The sequence below is a fragment of the Candidatus Woesearchaeota archaeon genome (assembly GCA_016192995.1).
Taxonomy (GTDB): Archaea; Nanobdellota; Nanobdellia; order Woesearchaeales; family DSVV01; genus JACPTB01.
In genome coordinates, this window is the sequence record JACPTB010000006.1 from 147901 (window position 1) to 161317 (window position 13417).

Consider the following 13417-nt stretch of genomic DNA (forward strand, 5'->3'; position numbering starts at 1 on the left):
TTTGATAATTACAGGTGTTTCCATGGATATTGTTCATACGATCTTGCATTTTTATCCTAAGGTAAAAACAGATCTTCGTATGGCATATATGAAAGATCGACCAGATATCTACATTAAAAAGTCCCTTAAAGGAGCAGCAACCTTTGGTATGGGTATGACGATATTCTTCTTTTTTATGTTTCAAACATTTAAGGTAAATCTTATCTTTCTTCTGCCGACCTTTATTATTTTATGTATTGGTTTCTTCCATTTTTTTCTGCTGGTGCCAAAACAAAGGATATTAAAACGCCAGCGTGATCTTGACCGGGAAGTGCTTTTCGCGGGAAGATATTTACTGGTAAAATTAAACTCCGGTGTTCCTTTATTAAACGCGCTGTTGGATGCCTCTAAGAGTTATGGTGTTGCTAAACAATATTTCAAAGAAATAGTTGATGAAATTAATCTTGGAACACCGATTGAAAAAGCTATTGATAATGCAGTAAAATATTCTCCGTCAGTTAAATTCAGAAAAATAATGTTTCAAATAGGAAATGCCGTTAAAGTAGGCGTTGATGTAAGCAGGTCATTATCTGATACGCTGGAAGAAATTACCAATGAGCAAATGTCTGACATTCAAGCGTATGGTAAAAAATTAAATTCTCTTGCTTTATTTTATATGTTGCTCGCAGTTGTTGTTCCTTCGTTGGGGATGACAATATTTATTGTTATTGGCACGTTGGTAAATTTCTTAACTCCCGATACAGCTCCGCGTTTATTCGGCGTAGTATTGGGATTCCTTGTTTTTATTCAATTTATTTTTGTATCAATATTTAAAACAACAAGATTATCGGTGAATATATGATATTGATAAAGAGAACTTTGCAAAATTATGGTTACTGCCTATTACGTGAGCATTTTCGAAATACTTATCGGGCAATTTTCGAGGTTCCAGAGAGAAAATTGTTTTGTCAAACATATATCTCAATGCGAACTGGCAGTAACCCGAGCCTTGCGAGTATTTTGCAAAGTTCTCTAAAGGTAGTGGTGAATCCATGAAGCTTTTTTTTACTGATGAATTTGGAAAAGCATTTGTTCCAAGAAAAGCGCGGCCTTATCTTCACAGATATTTATTCAAGGCAGGAATTTATCATGATCCTTACAATTTCTTTGGCATTCTTTTCTACATTTCTTATTTATTGACTATTATCCTTTACTTCAGATATTTTTGGGAGCCGATTAAAACGCAGGCTCTTCATATGGTATTTGTCTATGCATTTCTTATCTGGCTTATTCTTCCGCTGGCACTGGTAGGTTTTTTCACGTTGTTTGTTTATTTTTATATTGATATTAGAATTTTTAACCGAACAAGAAAAATGGAAGAAGTTCTCCCTGATTTTCTCGCAACAGTTTCTTCAAACTTAAAAGGTGGTTTGTCGTTTGAAAATGCATTATGGCTTTCGATTAAGCCGCGGTTTGGTGTTTTAGCTCATGAGATTGCGCTTGCGGCAAAGAAAGTAATGACGGGAAATGATGTTGACGAGGCATTGCAGGATTTCGCGAGCAAATATGATTCTCCTATGTTAAAAAGAACGGTTGATTTGATTGTCGGTGAGATTGCAAGCGGAGGAAAAATCGCCGATATTATGGATGATATTGTGCATAGTTTAAAGAAAACAAAGGCATTAAAAGATGAAATGAATGCAGCTGTCATCTCATATATGATTTTTATTGCAGCTATTGTTATATTCATTGCGCCATTATTATTTGCCCTTTCATTCAATCTTTTGAGTGTAATTCAAGGTGTTACGAGCATGCTATCAAGTTCAACAGCTGGAGCTTCAGGATTCTCATCATTTTTAGGCAGCGCCTCAGGTAAGAAACTTGATCCTCAGCTTTTCATTAATTTCTCAAGATGGGCAGTTGCTATCATTGCTTTCTTTTCGTCAATGATTGTTGCAATATTAGAAAAGGGAAATGTCAAAGCTGGTGTTAAATACATCCCTATTTTTTTAATTTCATCGCAAGTGATGTATACTATTTTTATGGCAGTCTTTGGATTTGTCTTTGGGAATTTTATTAAAATATAGCTATTTTTTGTACCTATTAAGTCTGGGGTTTTAGCGCCTGCTTTTGTGAAGCTCTTCTTAAATTTACTTTGGGGATTTTTCGGAGTTCCAGAGAGAAAAATCCAGTCGAAATAATATGTTCAAGCTGAACTGGCGCTAAAACCATAGAAGACTTAATAGGTACTATTTTTTACCATGTAACAAATTAAAAGGATAAATAACACTGACCATGGTATTAAATTGTTCCACAAAACTATCGGTAAAGAATTTTAAATATCGCAGGGTAGGTAAATATCGTGGATGGACAATGCCGTTGATATTCTGTACATATTCAATATCTTTGATGCCAATTTTGCCATAATATAATTGGTTAATATCTCCTCCTTCTGCAACAAATTTTTTAAGAGCAAGATACCCTTGGTAATAAACAACATCTTTTGTACAACCACCAGGCTGAGAAGTATCGGCAATGCCGCGTTTTGCACGGATAGTTAATCGCCAGGCAACATCGGGAGTAAAATATTTTCTGAGATGGTTATACGTATTTCTAAAAGAATCCTGCAATGCTTTATCAATAGCAACAACGCGACCAGCATATATTTTTAAGGTAAACGGATCTAAACATCCATGGTGTTCTTCATTAACGACTGCTAAGCCTTCTTCAGTCATAAGATAACCTGGCAAACCGCGTTTAAACAGAGTATAAGGTTGTTTTTCGCCATTTTCTGCTCTAATCACATGGGTGCCAATCTCATGAACTACAAGTCTTTTAAGAAATTTTTGAGAAAATTTTTCATTTTTTTTGATAAGGACCTCTTTTTCTCCCACTTTTACTGCAGCGCAAGCAATCATGTTTTTTTCTCGAACTGTCCAGCCTCTCAACCCATACTTAAGAAGAGCTACTTGAAGTGCATTGATGACTTTTTTTGTCGTCAGTACTTTTTTCCCGTCATTTCTTCTTTTTCGAGGAATTGCTTGAAGGATTTGTTTTGCTCTTCCCACAATTTTTTTGTCTGGTGCTTGCCATAATTTCAAGCATTTTTCAGTGAATGCAAGTTTACCGCGTTGTTCAAGCATTTCTATTTCCAAAACAAAAAGTTGGCGAATATAGCCTAGTAGAGTTCCGATGGTAGATTCGTCAGTTTGTATATTTGCAAGTATTGTTTTTAACTCCCCCAAATTTTCTCGATACGGAGCATAGGTAAATTGAGGATTATAATTTTGAGAAGCAAAGAATTTCTTTTTTTCTTCATCAGCGTTGATAGGATTAACCGCATAAAAGCTTATTTTTTTGTTTATTTCATCCAGCTGGCAATCAACTTTTTTAAGATCAACATTGGTCATGAAACACACCTAGATTGCATTATTTTCTCGTACTGTTTGTTTATAAATCTGCCGAAATAATCGGCTCGGCAAAAGTAATATTGTTATTTCATAGTGTCAAAAATAACTTTTATATACTACTATGCAACTTAAAAGTGCTATGTTGGAAGCATATACTCATCTTAAAGATCAATTTCAAACAATATCTTTGGTTGAAGTAGCTAAAACTAAGAAGAAGAATATTATCTGGGTTGATTGCGAAGCTCCAACAAAAGAAGAATTAGAAGCGCTTTCGAATCTTATTGGAGTTTCTACGCATGATTTGATGGTTTGCCTTGATGAAGGCGAACGTCCAAGGGTAGAGGCAGCATCAGATTTTGTTATGGTTATATTAAAAGCGCCTTTATTTGTTAATAAATCAATTGAAACAACACCTTTAGGTATTTTTATCAAAGATAAATATATTGTTACCTTGCGACTAGAAGACAACCGGGTAATTGATAGTATCAAAGCGCACCCTAAAAAAGATCTCCTTAATCGAACTATTCCTTATGTTATCTATCATATAACCTCGAAGGTAATATTATCTTTTGATGAAACTCTTGATAAAATTGATATGCAGGTTGATGTTATTGAGCGTGATGTTCTTAACAAAGTGGAGAAAAATTACATGGAAGAGACCTTTGCTTTCAAAAAAACACTGATCTATTTTAGAAAAGCTATTAAAAGCAACGCTGAAGTTATTAAATCATTACGTTTAGGGCTGGCTTTTAATTTAACCTCTAAGGAGAAAGAGCTTTATTCAGACCTTTATCAAGATGCTAAACAGCTTGAAGATATTGAAGAAATTAACCGTGACAGATTAAAAGAGATTCTCAATGTGCATTTATCGACAGTTTCCAATGATCTTAACAAGGTTATGAAATCGTTTACTGTTATTGCATCGCTGGTTTTTGTTCCAACTTTAATTTCAGGGATATATGGTATGAATTTCGAATATATGCCTGAATTGCACTGGAAACATGGTTACCAGTATGCATTATCATTAATGTTTTTTGCAGTTTTCTTCATGGCGTGGTATTTCAAGAAAAAAGATTGGTTGAAGTTTTAATCTGTTTTAATATTGTTATATTAAATTTTATAAATAATCACCGTTTTCTCGCATCTATGGAAGAAAATAATGATATTGAAATAGATTTTGTCATTAATTTGTATGAATTATTAGAAAATAATAATATTGAATATGTCAAAAATGAAATTCTCGAGCTTACGAATTACGTCCGAAGTTTCCAGAATGACTGCCGTAGAATTATTACTAAGGTAATTATCGAAACCTGCTATCTTACTTCAGAGCAAATAAAAGAGCTTAGCCAATGGTGCTGCCATATAGGCGCAGATTTTGTTAAGACTTCTACAGGTTATGGTACAAGGGGTGTTTCAGAAGAAGATCTTAAGCTGATAAAGCCAGTGTTGTATGATGGAGTGCAGATAAAAGCATCAGGAGGTATTGCCTCATTTAAAGATGCCATCACATATATTAATCTTGGTGCTGCAAGAATTGGCACGAGCAATACTGTTGCTATTCTTGAAAATGCAGATGAACATGAACTGAAGCAGAATAAACTTTCTCTAGAAGCATTTGCCTCTTTATTTGATCACACTAATCTCGATTCCCAGGCAACAGAAGAAGAAATACAAACAACCATAAAGGATGCAATAACCTATAATTGCAAATCTGTTTGTGTAAGGCCGGAATTTCTTGAACTTGCTTATCACCTAATAAAAACAATAAAAACTTTAAGAAAAAACACTCCTCTTCGTATTTGTGTTGTTATTGGTTTTGAGAATCTCATAGAAAAAGATAATGGAAGCTTAGGATTCGAGCGATATAATATTTCAATTGAAGATAAAAAAGCAGAACTCGATAAGATTTTTTCTATCATTAAAATCGAATAGTAAAAGAAGATTTAAATAGAAGTTCTGCTTAATAGGAAAATCATGTGGGAAAAATTAATTGAGTCAAACGATTTGATCAGCTTTGAGCGAAAAACAAAGCAGATGATTGTTCGTATAGAAGCGAGAATGAGAGAGAATAAAGAATGGAATATTTTTGTTACTCACTACAATGGCAAAGATATAAGTTTTACTGAAGAATATCATTGTAAAACAAAGGAAGAATTGTCAAAATTAATGCAGCAGTTGCAAAAAATGAAAGTAAAATCAAAAAGAGAAATTGAGTATTTAAAGTTGCAGACCAGCAAAAAAATAGCAGTAGACTTCATAAGAGAATTTAGGGATTATACGGTTGAAAAATGGCGTTTTAGCATTGAGAAGGACGCAAATTATAATTTTATTTTGTTAAGAGATTCAGAGTTTATTGATTTAGATATTATTATGCATGAAAAATATAAGCTTCGTGAAGAAGATATTATAACAGAACTCTACAAAATCTTGGGATTGCAGCAAGGTGATTTGCCTATTCGAAGAAACATATTTTATTATTCTGATAGGAGTACAAGCTTAAATAATGACGCGCGAAACCAGCTTTTTGTTGGCAGAATTGAATTTGATTTCTCAGGAAAAGAGGAATAAATAGTACGTAATAAGTCTGAGGTTTTAGCGCCTACTTTTGTGAAGCTCTTCTTAAATTTCCTTGGGGATTTTTCGGAGTTCCAGAGAGAAAAATCCAATCAATAATCACATCAAAAGCTGAACCGGCGCTAAAACCATGGAAGACTTATTACGTATCACAAAGAGTAAATCTTATAAACGTCTCCAATTCCTTAAGGTTTATGGCTGAATATAGCAGTAAAATTAAGGATCTTGAAGCTGAAATCAAAAAAACCCAATACAACAAAGCTACGCAGCATCATATAGGTTTAGTCAAGGCGAAAATTGCGCAGCTGAAAGAAAAAGAGGATGCGCGTTCAAGTAAAGGCGGCGGTGGCAAAGGATATTCAGTAAGAAAAAGCGGTGACGCAACTGTTATTCTCCTTGGTTTTCCTTCTGCAGGTAAATCTACATTATTAAACGCATTAACAGGAACCAATTCGCCTGTTGGCGCCTACGAATTTACAACCTTGGATGTCATTCCAGGGACTTTATTGTATAAAGACGCAAAAATTCAAATTTTGGATATGCCGGGAATTGTTAGAGGGGCTGCAGCAGGCACAGGACGAGGAAGAGAAGTTTTATCAGTATTGCACAATGCTGATTTGGTATTGATGTTGATAGATGTTTTCAGGCCGGATGTTATTGATGTTCTTTTAAAAGAGGTTTATGATGCGCATCTCAGGTTAAATCAAAGAAGTCCAAATGTAGTATTGAAGAAAACACCTCGAGGTGGAATAAACATTGGAAAAACCGTGAGGTTAACAAAGATTGATGATGAAACTATTGAAAAAATTTTAAAGGAATTCAGAATAAATAATTGCGATATTGTTATCAGGGAAGATATTACTGCTGAGCAGTTGATTGATGTTATTCAGGGAAATAAGGTTTATACTGATGCAATTACGGTGTTAAATAAGATTGATATGATTTCTAAAGAAGATCTTGAAAGAATAAAACGAAAACATAAACCAGATATTTGTATTTCTGCTGATCAGAAAGTAAACCTCGGTGAGTTGAAAGATTTGATTTACAGCAAGCTTGGCTTTGTTCGAGTTTACTGCAAAGAAATTGGTAAAAAAGCAGACTTGAACATTCCATTAATTTTAAGAAAAAACGCAACTATTGAAACCATGTGCCATACGCTGCATAAAGATTTTGTTACTAAGTTTAAATACGCAAAAATCTGGGGAAACTCAGTCAAGTTTTCAGGGCAGCGATTAAATAAATTAGCGCATTTGTTGAAAGACAAAGATATCGTTGAGATACATTTGAAGTAAGTGGTACGTAATAAGTCTGGGGTTTTAGCGCCTAGATTCTTAGTTCTGTCCTGAATGAAGTTTTTGGTGCCATGCTGGTGATTATCCTTCAAATTAATAGGTGGGAAAAAAGGAAGTTCCAGTGGGAATTTTTTCCCTTGTTACACACAAACGGGATAATCACGGCACCAAAACCGAGGCTATGCCGAGATTCAGGACAGAACCCCATTTTGTGAAGCTCTTTGGTTAAATATTCAAGGATTTTTCGAGGTTCCAGAGAGAAAAATCCAATCGAAATACTCTTGAAAAGCTGAACCGATGCCAAAGTAAAATCATTAACTATAAATAGTCATTCTACTTAATTAAAACATGAACATTGATTTCAAAAAACATTATCCTAAAATCCTTTTAGGAATCTTCTTAATTCTCTGGTTAATATTAGCCATAAATCCTACCTATCGTTTTGATTGGTTTCTTGAAAATCTTCTCGTATTTATCTTTGTGCCAATCTTAATCTTAACCTATAATCACCTTCGCTTATCTAATATCTCATACACCCTTATTTTTATCTTCATGAGCTTGCATAGTATTGGGGCACATTATACCTATGCATTAGTTCCCTTAGATTGGACAGTTTTAGGTTTTAGCAGAAATCATTATGATAGGGTAGTTCACTTCTCTTTCGGATTACTGCTTGCATATCCCATTAGAGAACTTTTTATGCGGATTGCAACAGCGCGTGGTTTTTGGGCGTATTATCTGCCGTTTGATGTAACACTTGCTTTCTCTGCATTATATGAAATTATTGAATGGTTGACAGCAGTGATTGTCGCGCCAGAAGCAGGAAATGCATTTCTTGGTACGCAAAGAGATGAATTTGATGCTATTAAAGATATGGCATTGGCAGGAACTGGAGCAGCATTGAGTATGGTTATTACTTCTCTTGTTAACTTAAAGTACAACAAGCAATTCAGTGCAGAAATCAAGGAGAGTTTTTCAGTTAAGGGAAAGCTACCCCTTGGTGAAGTTAGATTGCAGCAAATGATAGCAGAGAAAGGCAAGAAGAAAAACAAGGCTCTGTAGAAAATCTCGGCATAGCCTCGGTTTTGGCATCAGTTCGGCTTTTAATGTAATTATGGATTGGATTTTTCTCTCTGGCACTCCGAAAAATCCCCACCTATCAACTTGAAGAGCCTCACCAGAAGATGCCAAAAACTACATTTTCCACAGAGCCAAAAACAAGAAAACTATTTAAAGCTTGGAGAATATAAATGATTTGTCCATGAATAAATCAAAATTAAAAAGAGATGTTATTCTTTATAGTATAATAATTATTCTTATTATTAGTTTAGTTTATCTTGGGAAGTATGTACAGCATGATTCAGCAGATGTTGCTGGTAAGGTATACAGGTATGCCGATTTTGGTGCAGCTCCAGCTGATGGAAAGGAAAAATATTCTGTTCGAACTAGCCGTGAAAAAAGATCTTCTGAAATTTTGCCTGAAGAGGAATTTAATCTAAAACAATGTTTAAGTCTAGGATGTTATGATACCGATGGTGATAATCCAGATGTTTCTGGAGCAGTGTATCTACGCAAGCAAAAATTAGGGGGTAAACAATATTGCGTCTCTAGTGATGATGGTTGTAAAAAATATGAAGATAAATGGTATGTTATTGAGCAAACATGTAAGGATCAATGTAAGGATGAAGAAGGTAATATACAATCTTTTTGTAATGATCAGAATATTCAGAATTATTTTGTAACACAAGCAATTCCTAAACCTTGTGAAGGTGTATGTAATAATGGAGCTTGCCAACAACCATCATGTGAAGATGGCATTCAAAATCAAGATGAAGAACAAGTTGATTGTGGTGGTGTTTGTGATGTTTGTGTTAGTGAATCTTGTGATGATCCTTTTGGATTCACTCCTTTAGTTAAAGACCATGTTATTGTTAAAGATATTAAAGTGAACGATGTTAATGATGATGGTCTTCAGATCTATGATTCTTGTGTTGATGAACAAGGAAAGAGTGTTGATGAAAGTACTATACTTTTTGAGAGAACGTGTAAAGATAATAGCTTGAACAAAGAACAAGTACATTGTAAATGTAAGAATGGAGCATGTGAAAAAGCATGGTGTATGGATAGTGATGAAAAAGATATTCATAATCAAGGTTTTACCTCCGGGATCCAATCAGGAAATATGTATGCTGGTCCTTTAACAGTTAAAGATACTTGTAATGACGGAAAAGATACACCAGAATCTGAATTAGGCTCGCATGTTGTAGAACTATTTTGCAATCCAGAAGATTATCTTTCTTATGGAGATTTTATTAAATGCCCTGATGGAGAGTGGTGTTTTGATGGAGCTTGTCAGAAAGTAATTTGTCAAGATACTGATGGTGGATCAGATTCTTTTAAAAAAGGATCAACTAAAGGTTTTAGTAAAGATTGGAATTACCTTCTCGAAGGAGAAGACAAATGTTTAACAGGCAAAGAAATACTTGAAACGTCACCTGAATTAGTAAGTGAAGAAATATCACCTGAAAAAATATATGTCCTTGAACATTATTGTAATAAAGAAGAAAAATTTATTGGAGCTTATATTGAATGTAAAAACGGTTGTACCAATGGTGCATGCAACGAAGAAATGATTTGCACTGATAGCGACGGTGGAAAAGATATTCATACTAGAGGTGAAGTAGAAGTTAATCCTAAAAATGGTCCCAAAATATATGGTGCAGACCATGATTATTGTGATAATAAAAATAATCCAGGATTTTATCTTTTAAACACTGGTGTTGAAGAAAGATCTTGCAAAACACTTAATACAGATGATACTGAAATGATTGATTGTAATTCAAATGAAATATGTGATAACGGAAAATGTCAGTTAAAAACTGAATTATTCTGTTATAGCAAAGATGAAAAAGGCAATATGAATAAAGTTTATTATTTAGAAGGTGATACGTGCAATAATAGCTATAATTGCAATGGAGATTCATTTATTATCTCTAAAGGCACTTACACTGATTTATACAAAGCTTTTATTAATTCTGTTAACGGATACGCTAAAACTCTTCAGATTACGTTTAATGACAACAAAAAGCCGGCTGCAAAAGGACTTGATATTAAAAAATTCTCATTTGATGATGCTAAAGAAACAACATTCGAATATCAAGGAATAAAATTCACCTTAGTCATCGATACAAAAAAGAAATCAATCTTCTTCAAAGACCTTGGTACGTATCCAAAAGAACTGCAAAATATACAATGTCCTCTTACCTTTGTTCCGATTACTCCAATACTCATGAAGAATTTTCCAAATGCTACCCTTGCTACCCTTTGTACTGATCCAGATAATACTAAATCACAGGATCCTTATATCCTAGATAATTCTATCTTCGTAAAAACAACTGGTTATATTAAAGGACAAAAAGAACCAAATGATTATTATACAGATACCTGCGGGTACAGTACAAACTATGGTAATCGTAATGATTATAGCACTATCTTTGAATTCACCTGTTCTTCTAAAAAAGTCATAATTGAACCAACAGATCGTTTTATTTTATTTAAATGTCCTTCAAATTATATTTGCCAAGACGGTGCATGCATCAAGAAGTAAAGAATTCCCTATTTTCAGGGAAATCTTTATAAATGAATAAAACATTCTCTCCATTATGGAATTGTTAGGGAATAAAACTGCTTTGAAATTATTAAGGATATTAATAGCTGAACCTCTCAAGCAATATAAAGAAATTGAGTTAATTAAAAAAGCAAAAACAGGCAAGGGATCTGCAAATCTAGTTGTTAATGAACTAGTTAAGGCAAATATTCTCAAAGAGCAAAGAGTTGGTAACGCAAAGTTAATCTCTCTGAATCTCAGCAATAAAACATTTTTTTTAATAAAAAATATCTTAGATCAACAGAAATTGTTGAAATTAAATGAAAGAACACTTGCAGCAATTTTACTGTTAAAAGAAAAGGTAAGACAATATTGTGAGGTATGTATTCTTTTTGGTTCGCAAATAGCAGATACAGCCACAGAAGAAAGTGATATTGATCTCCTTATAGTCAGCGATCATTTTGAGAACATACATCAAGAAAGAACAAAAGTAGAAGAATTATTCGGGGTTCGGTTTAATCTTCATGAGTATAATTATTTAGAAGAAATAGAGGATAAGATAAAGGTAGATCCTTTTATAAAAAATACATTGTTCAGAGGAATTATCCTATTAGGATTAGATAATTTACAAATGCTGTTCTCAAAATATCAACAGATTAATGATTTTGAAAGGATTCTTTTCTTTATTGATAGAATAAGAGCTGCAAGAAGAAATTATCTTCAAAAAGATGAAAATACGAGTAAAGAAATTATTAAAATTACTAAAGAACAAATAACTTATTTTATTCTTTCAGAGAAAAATATTAAATATGTTAGTAAAAGAGATGCTGAACAGGCAATAAAAAAGATAGCTGAAGGAAGAAAATTAGAAAAGATAGAAAAGTTGCCGATAGGTAAGAAAATTGATGGATTTGAAGACTTTATTTTTGAGTTATTGGCAGAAAAAATAATAATGGGTGAAGGTTATGGTTGAACAAGAAATTGAAGATGATTTTAAGAGGTCAGTTATTGCATTGGAAGCAGCAGAAAGAAATCTACGAGAAGGTGATATGTTAACAGCTGCAAACAGAAATTTCATCGCTTGTGAAAATTCAGTATATGTTTTATTGAAAGTAAGATTTGGCTCTACTTCAATCAGCAGGATGAAAATTGCAACATCATTATCAGAAATAAACAAAGAATATAAGAAAATCTATGACCTTTCTTATGATCTACGAGTGCAAGCAGATTATGGGAAGAAATAGAGATTAGTCAAACTGACAAAAGAGAATCTACAAAGTTCTTTAGAACAAGTAAAACAAGTAGTTGAATCAGCACAGAAATTAGTGAACAAATAATCACCTTTAAAAACAACAAAACATACCATACTTCTATGGCAACATCAGCATTATCACCACAAGAGTCAGAACAAGAAAGTAGGTATAATGAACTTCATGAAGAAATTGAAAGACTCCACAAACTCTTAGCTCCAGTAGGCAGAACCAAAGAGGACTGTGCATTATATGCGCCATTAACCTTGTGTATTAACAAGCTTAAAAAGCAAAAAAACGCCATTATTCTTACCCATAATTATCAGCGTGCAGAAATTATTTTTGGTGTTGGCGATGTCAATGGTGATTCTTTGGCTTTAGCAAAGAAAGCAGCTGGAACCAGCGCAGATATTATTGTATTTTGCGGTGTACATTTCATGGCAGAAACAGCAAAAATCCTCAATCCTGATAAAAAGGTTCTTCTACCGGATTTAGAAGCAGGTTGCTCGTTAGCTTCTTCAATAACTGCAGATGATGTTATTAACTTAAAAAAACAGCACCCAGATGCGCCTGTGGTGACGTATGTTAATACTTCTGCCCAGGTAAAAGCAGCATCAGATATTGTTTGCACGTCAGCAAACGCGCTTAACATTATCAAAAAATTACCCGACAAAAAAATAATCTTCTTGCCTGATGAATACATGGCAAAAAATCTGGCAAAGCAAACAAATAAAGAAATTATTTCATGGAATGGCAAATGTATTGTTCATGAACAATTCAAGCCCTGGCAGATTGATCAATATCGCCAGCTCTATCCTGAAGGCAAAGTTTTGGCTCATACGGAATGTTCTCCTGAAGTTATTGCAAAAGTTGATGTCGCTGGAGGCACTTCAGACATGATTTCATACATCAAAAACTCACCTGCTGATAAATTTATGATCGTAACAGAATGCGGTATGGGTGAAATGCTCCAAGTGCAGCATCCAAGCAAGCATTTCACCACTCCTTGCACCATTTGTCCTCATATGAAAACAATTCATCTGGAAAATGTCTTGATTGCCTTGGAGCAGGAAATCCATGAGATTACGGTTCCAACACTAATTGCAGAACAAGCAAAGAAAGCATTGGATAGAATGCTGGCGTTGAGTTAAACTACTAGGTTGCGTAGAAATCCTCCAATGCGCTTAGCATCCTCAGGTCAAAATTCAATCGTTTTTCTTCATCGAGAGCGTTACGAGGGGTTTCTCCCGAGTTTGGTTAGAAATATAAGTAGCCTAGTTTCAAAGGAGTTTGGTGAACCAC

The 13417-nt window shown here is 34.0% G+C and carries 12 protein-coding genes; 11 read left to right on the forward strand and 1 reads right to left on the reverse strand.

The annotated features are described in order from the left end of the window. Positions 1–22: 22 nt before the first annotated feature. Both HYY69_05830 and HYY69_05835 read left to right on the forward strand, forming a co-directional pair. Positions 23–841: a type II secretion system F family protein gene (locus HYY69_05830; GenBank protein ID MBI3032968.1), complete on the forward strand. Its 819-nt coding sequence runs from the start codon at positions 23–25 to the stop codon at positions 839–841. A gap of 190 nt (positions 842–1031) precedes the next feature. Continuing rightward, a complete protein-coding gene (locus tag HYY69_05835) occupies positions 1032–2066 on the forward strand; it encodes a type II secretion system F family protein (GenBank protein ID MBI3032969.1) in 1035 nt (344 codons plus the stop codon). A gap of 162 nt (positions 2067–2228) precedes the next feature. On the opposite strand, the gene HYY69_05840 is transcribed toward HYY69_05835, so the two are convergent. Beyond that, entirely contained in the window at positions 2229–3389 is a 1161-nt protein-coding gene (locus tag HYY69_05840; GenBank protein MBI3032970.1) for a DUF1704 domain-containing protein, read from the reverse strand. Positions 3390–3528: 139 nt separating this feature from the next. On the opposite strand from HYY69_05840, the gene corA reads away from it, so the two are divergent. The 9 genes from corA (at position 3529) to nadA (ending at position 13266) form a co-directional block, all read left to right on the forward strand. After that, a complete protein-coding gene (gene corA, locus HYY69_05845; GenBank protein ID MBI3032971.1) occupies positions 3529–4479 on the forward strand; it encodes a magnesium/cobalt transporter CorA in 951 nt (316 codons plus the stop codon). A gap of 56 nt (positions 4480–4535) precedes the next feature. Further along, complete coding sequence (locus HYY69_05850; GenBank protein ID MBI3032972.1) at positions 4536–5324, forward strand: hypothetical protein; 789 nt, start codon at positions 4536–4538, stop codon at positions 5322–5324. Positions 5325–5366: 42 nt separating this feature from the next. Further along, positions 5367–5960, forward strand: a complete 594-nt coding sequence (locus HYY69_05855) for a hypothetical protein (GenBank protein MBI3032973.1) — start codon at positions 5367–5369, stop codon at positions 5958–5960. A gap of 200 nt (positions 5961–6160) precedes the next feature. Then, positions 6161–7258, forward strand: a complete 1098-nt coding sequence (locus HYY69_05860; GenBank protein MBI3032974.1) for a GTP-binding protein — start codon at positions 6161–6163, stop codon at positions 7256–7258. A gap of 348 nt (positions 7259–7606) precedes the next feature. Next, the gene (locus HYY69_05865; GenBank protein MBI3032975.1) at positions 7607–8320 is read left to right on the forward strand and encodes a DUF2238 domain-containing protein; all 714 of its coding nucleotides are present in this window, start codon (positions 7607–7609) and stop codon (positions 8318–8320) included. Positions 8321–8519: 199 nt separating this feature from the next. After that, positions 8520–10865, forward strand: coding sequence for a hypothetical protein (locus HYY69_05870; GenBank protein MBI3032976.1), 2346 nt, complete (start codon positions 8520–8522; stop codon positions 10863–10865). A 55-nt stretch (positions 10866–10920) separates the two neighbouring features. After that, positions 10921–11838 carry a nucleotidyltransferase domain-containing protein gene (locus tag HYY69_05875; GenBank protein MBI3032977.1) on the forward strand — a complete coding sequence of 306 codons (918 nt, stop codon included), beginning with the start codon at positions 10921–10923 and terminating at the stop codon, positions 11836–11838. Further along, positions 11831–12109, forward strand: a complete 279-nt coding sequence (locus HYY69_05880) for a hypothetical protein (protein MBI3032978.1) — start codon at positions 11831–11833, stop codon at positions 12107–12109. Before HYY69_05875 ends, HYY69_05880 begins: the two co-directional genes overlap by 8 nt. A gap of 128 nt (positions 12110–12237) precedes the next feature. Further along, complete coding sequence (gene nadA, locus HYY69_05885) at positions 12238–13266, forward strand: quinolinate synthase NadA (protein MBI3032979.1); 1029 nt, start codon at positions 12238–12240, stop codon at positions 13264–13266. The last annotated feature ends 151 nt before the right edge of the window (positions 13267–13417 follow it).

Excerpts from the sequence above, each read along its gene's own strand:
- HYY69_05830 (MBI3032968.1), top strand. The coding sequence starts at position 23 with ATGGATATTGTTCATACGATCTTGCATTTTTATCCTAAGGTAAAAACA.
- HYY69_05835 (MBI3032969.1), top strand. The coding sequence starts at position 1,032 with ATGAAGCTTTTTTTTACTGATGAATTTGGAAAAGCATTTGTTCCAAGA.
- HYY69_05840 (MBI3032970.1), bottom strand. The coding sequence starts at position 3,389 with ATGACCAATGTTGATCTTAAAAAAGTTGATTGCCAGCTGGATGAAATA.
- corA (MBI3032971.1), top strand. The coding sequence starts at position 3,529 with ATGTTGGAAGCATATACTCATCTTAAAGATCAATTTCAAACAATATCT.
- HYY69_05850 (MBI3032972.1), top strand. The coding sequence starts at position 4,536 with ATGGAAGAAAATAATGATATTGAAATAGATTTTGTCATTAATTTGTAT.
- HYY69_05855 (MBI3032973.1), top strand. The coding sequence starts at position 5,367 with ATGTGGGAAAAATTAATTGAGTCAAACGATTTGATCAGCTTTGAGCGA.
- HYY69_05860 (MBI3032974.1), top strand. The coding sequence starts at position 6,161 with ATGGCTGAATATAGCAGTAAAATTAAGGATCTTGAAGCTGAAATCAAA.
- HYY69_05865 (MBI3032975.1), top strand. The coding sequence starts at position 7,607 with ATGAACATTGATTTCAAAAAACATTATCCTAAAATCCTTTTAGGAATC.
- HYY69_05870 (MBI3032976.1), top strand. The coding sequence starts at position 8,520 with ATGAATAAATCAAAATTAAAAAGAGATGTTATTCTTTATAGTATAATA.
- HYY69_05875 (MBI3032977.1), top strand. The coding sequence starts at position 10,921 with ATGGAATTGTTAGGGAATAAAACTGCTTTGAAATTATTAAGGATATTA.
- HYY69_05880 (MBI3032978.1), top strand. The coding sequence starts at position 11,831 with ATGGTTGAACAAGAAATTGAAGATGATTTTAAGAGGTCAGTTATTGCA.
- nadA (MBI3032979.1), top strand. The coding sequence starts at position 12,238 with ATGGCAACATCAGCATTATCACCACAAGAGTCAGAACAAGAAAGTAGG.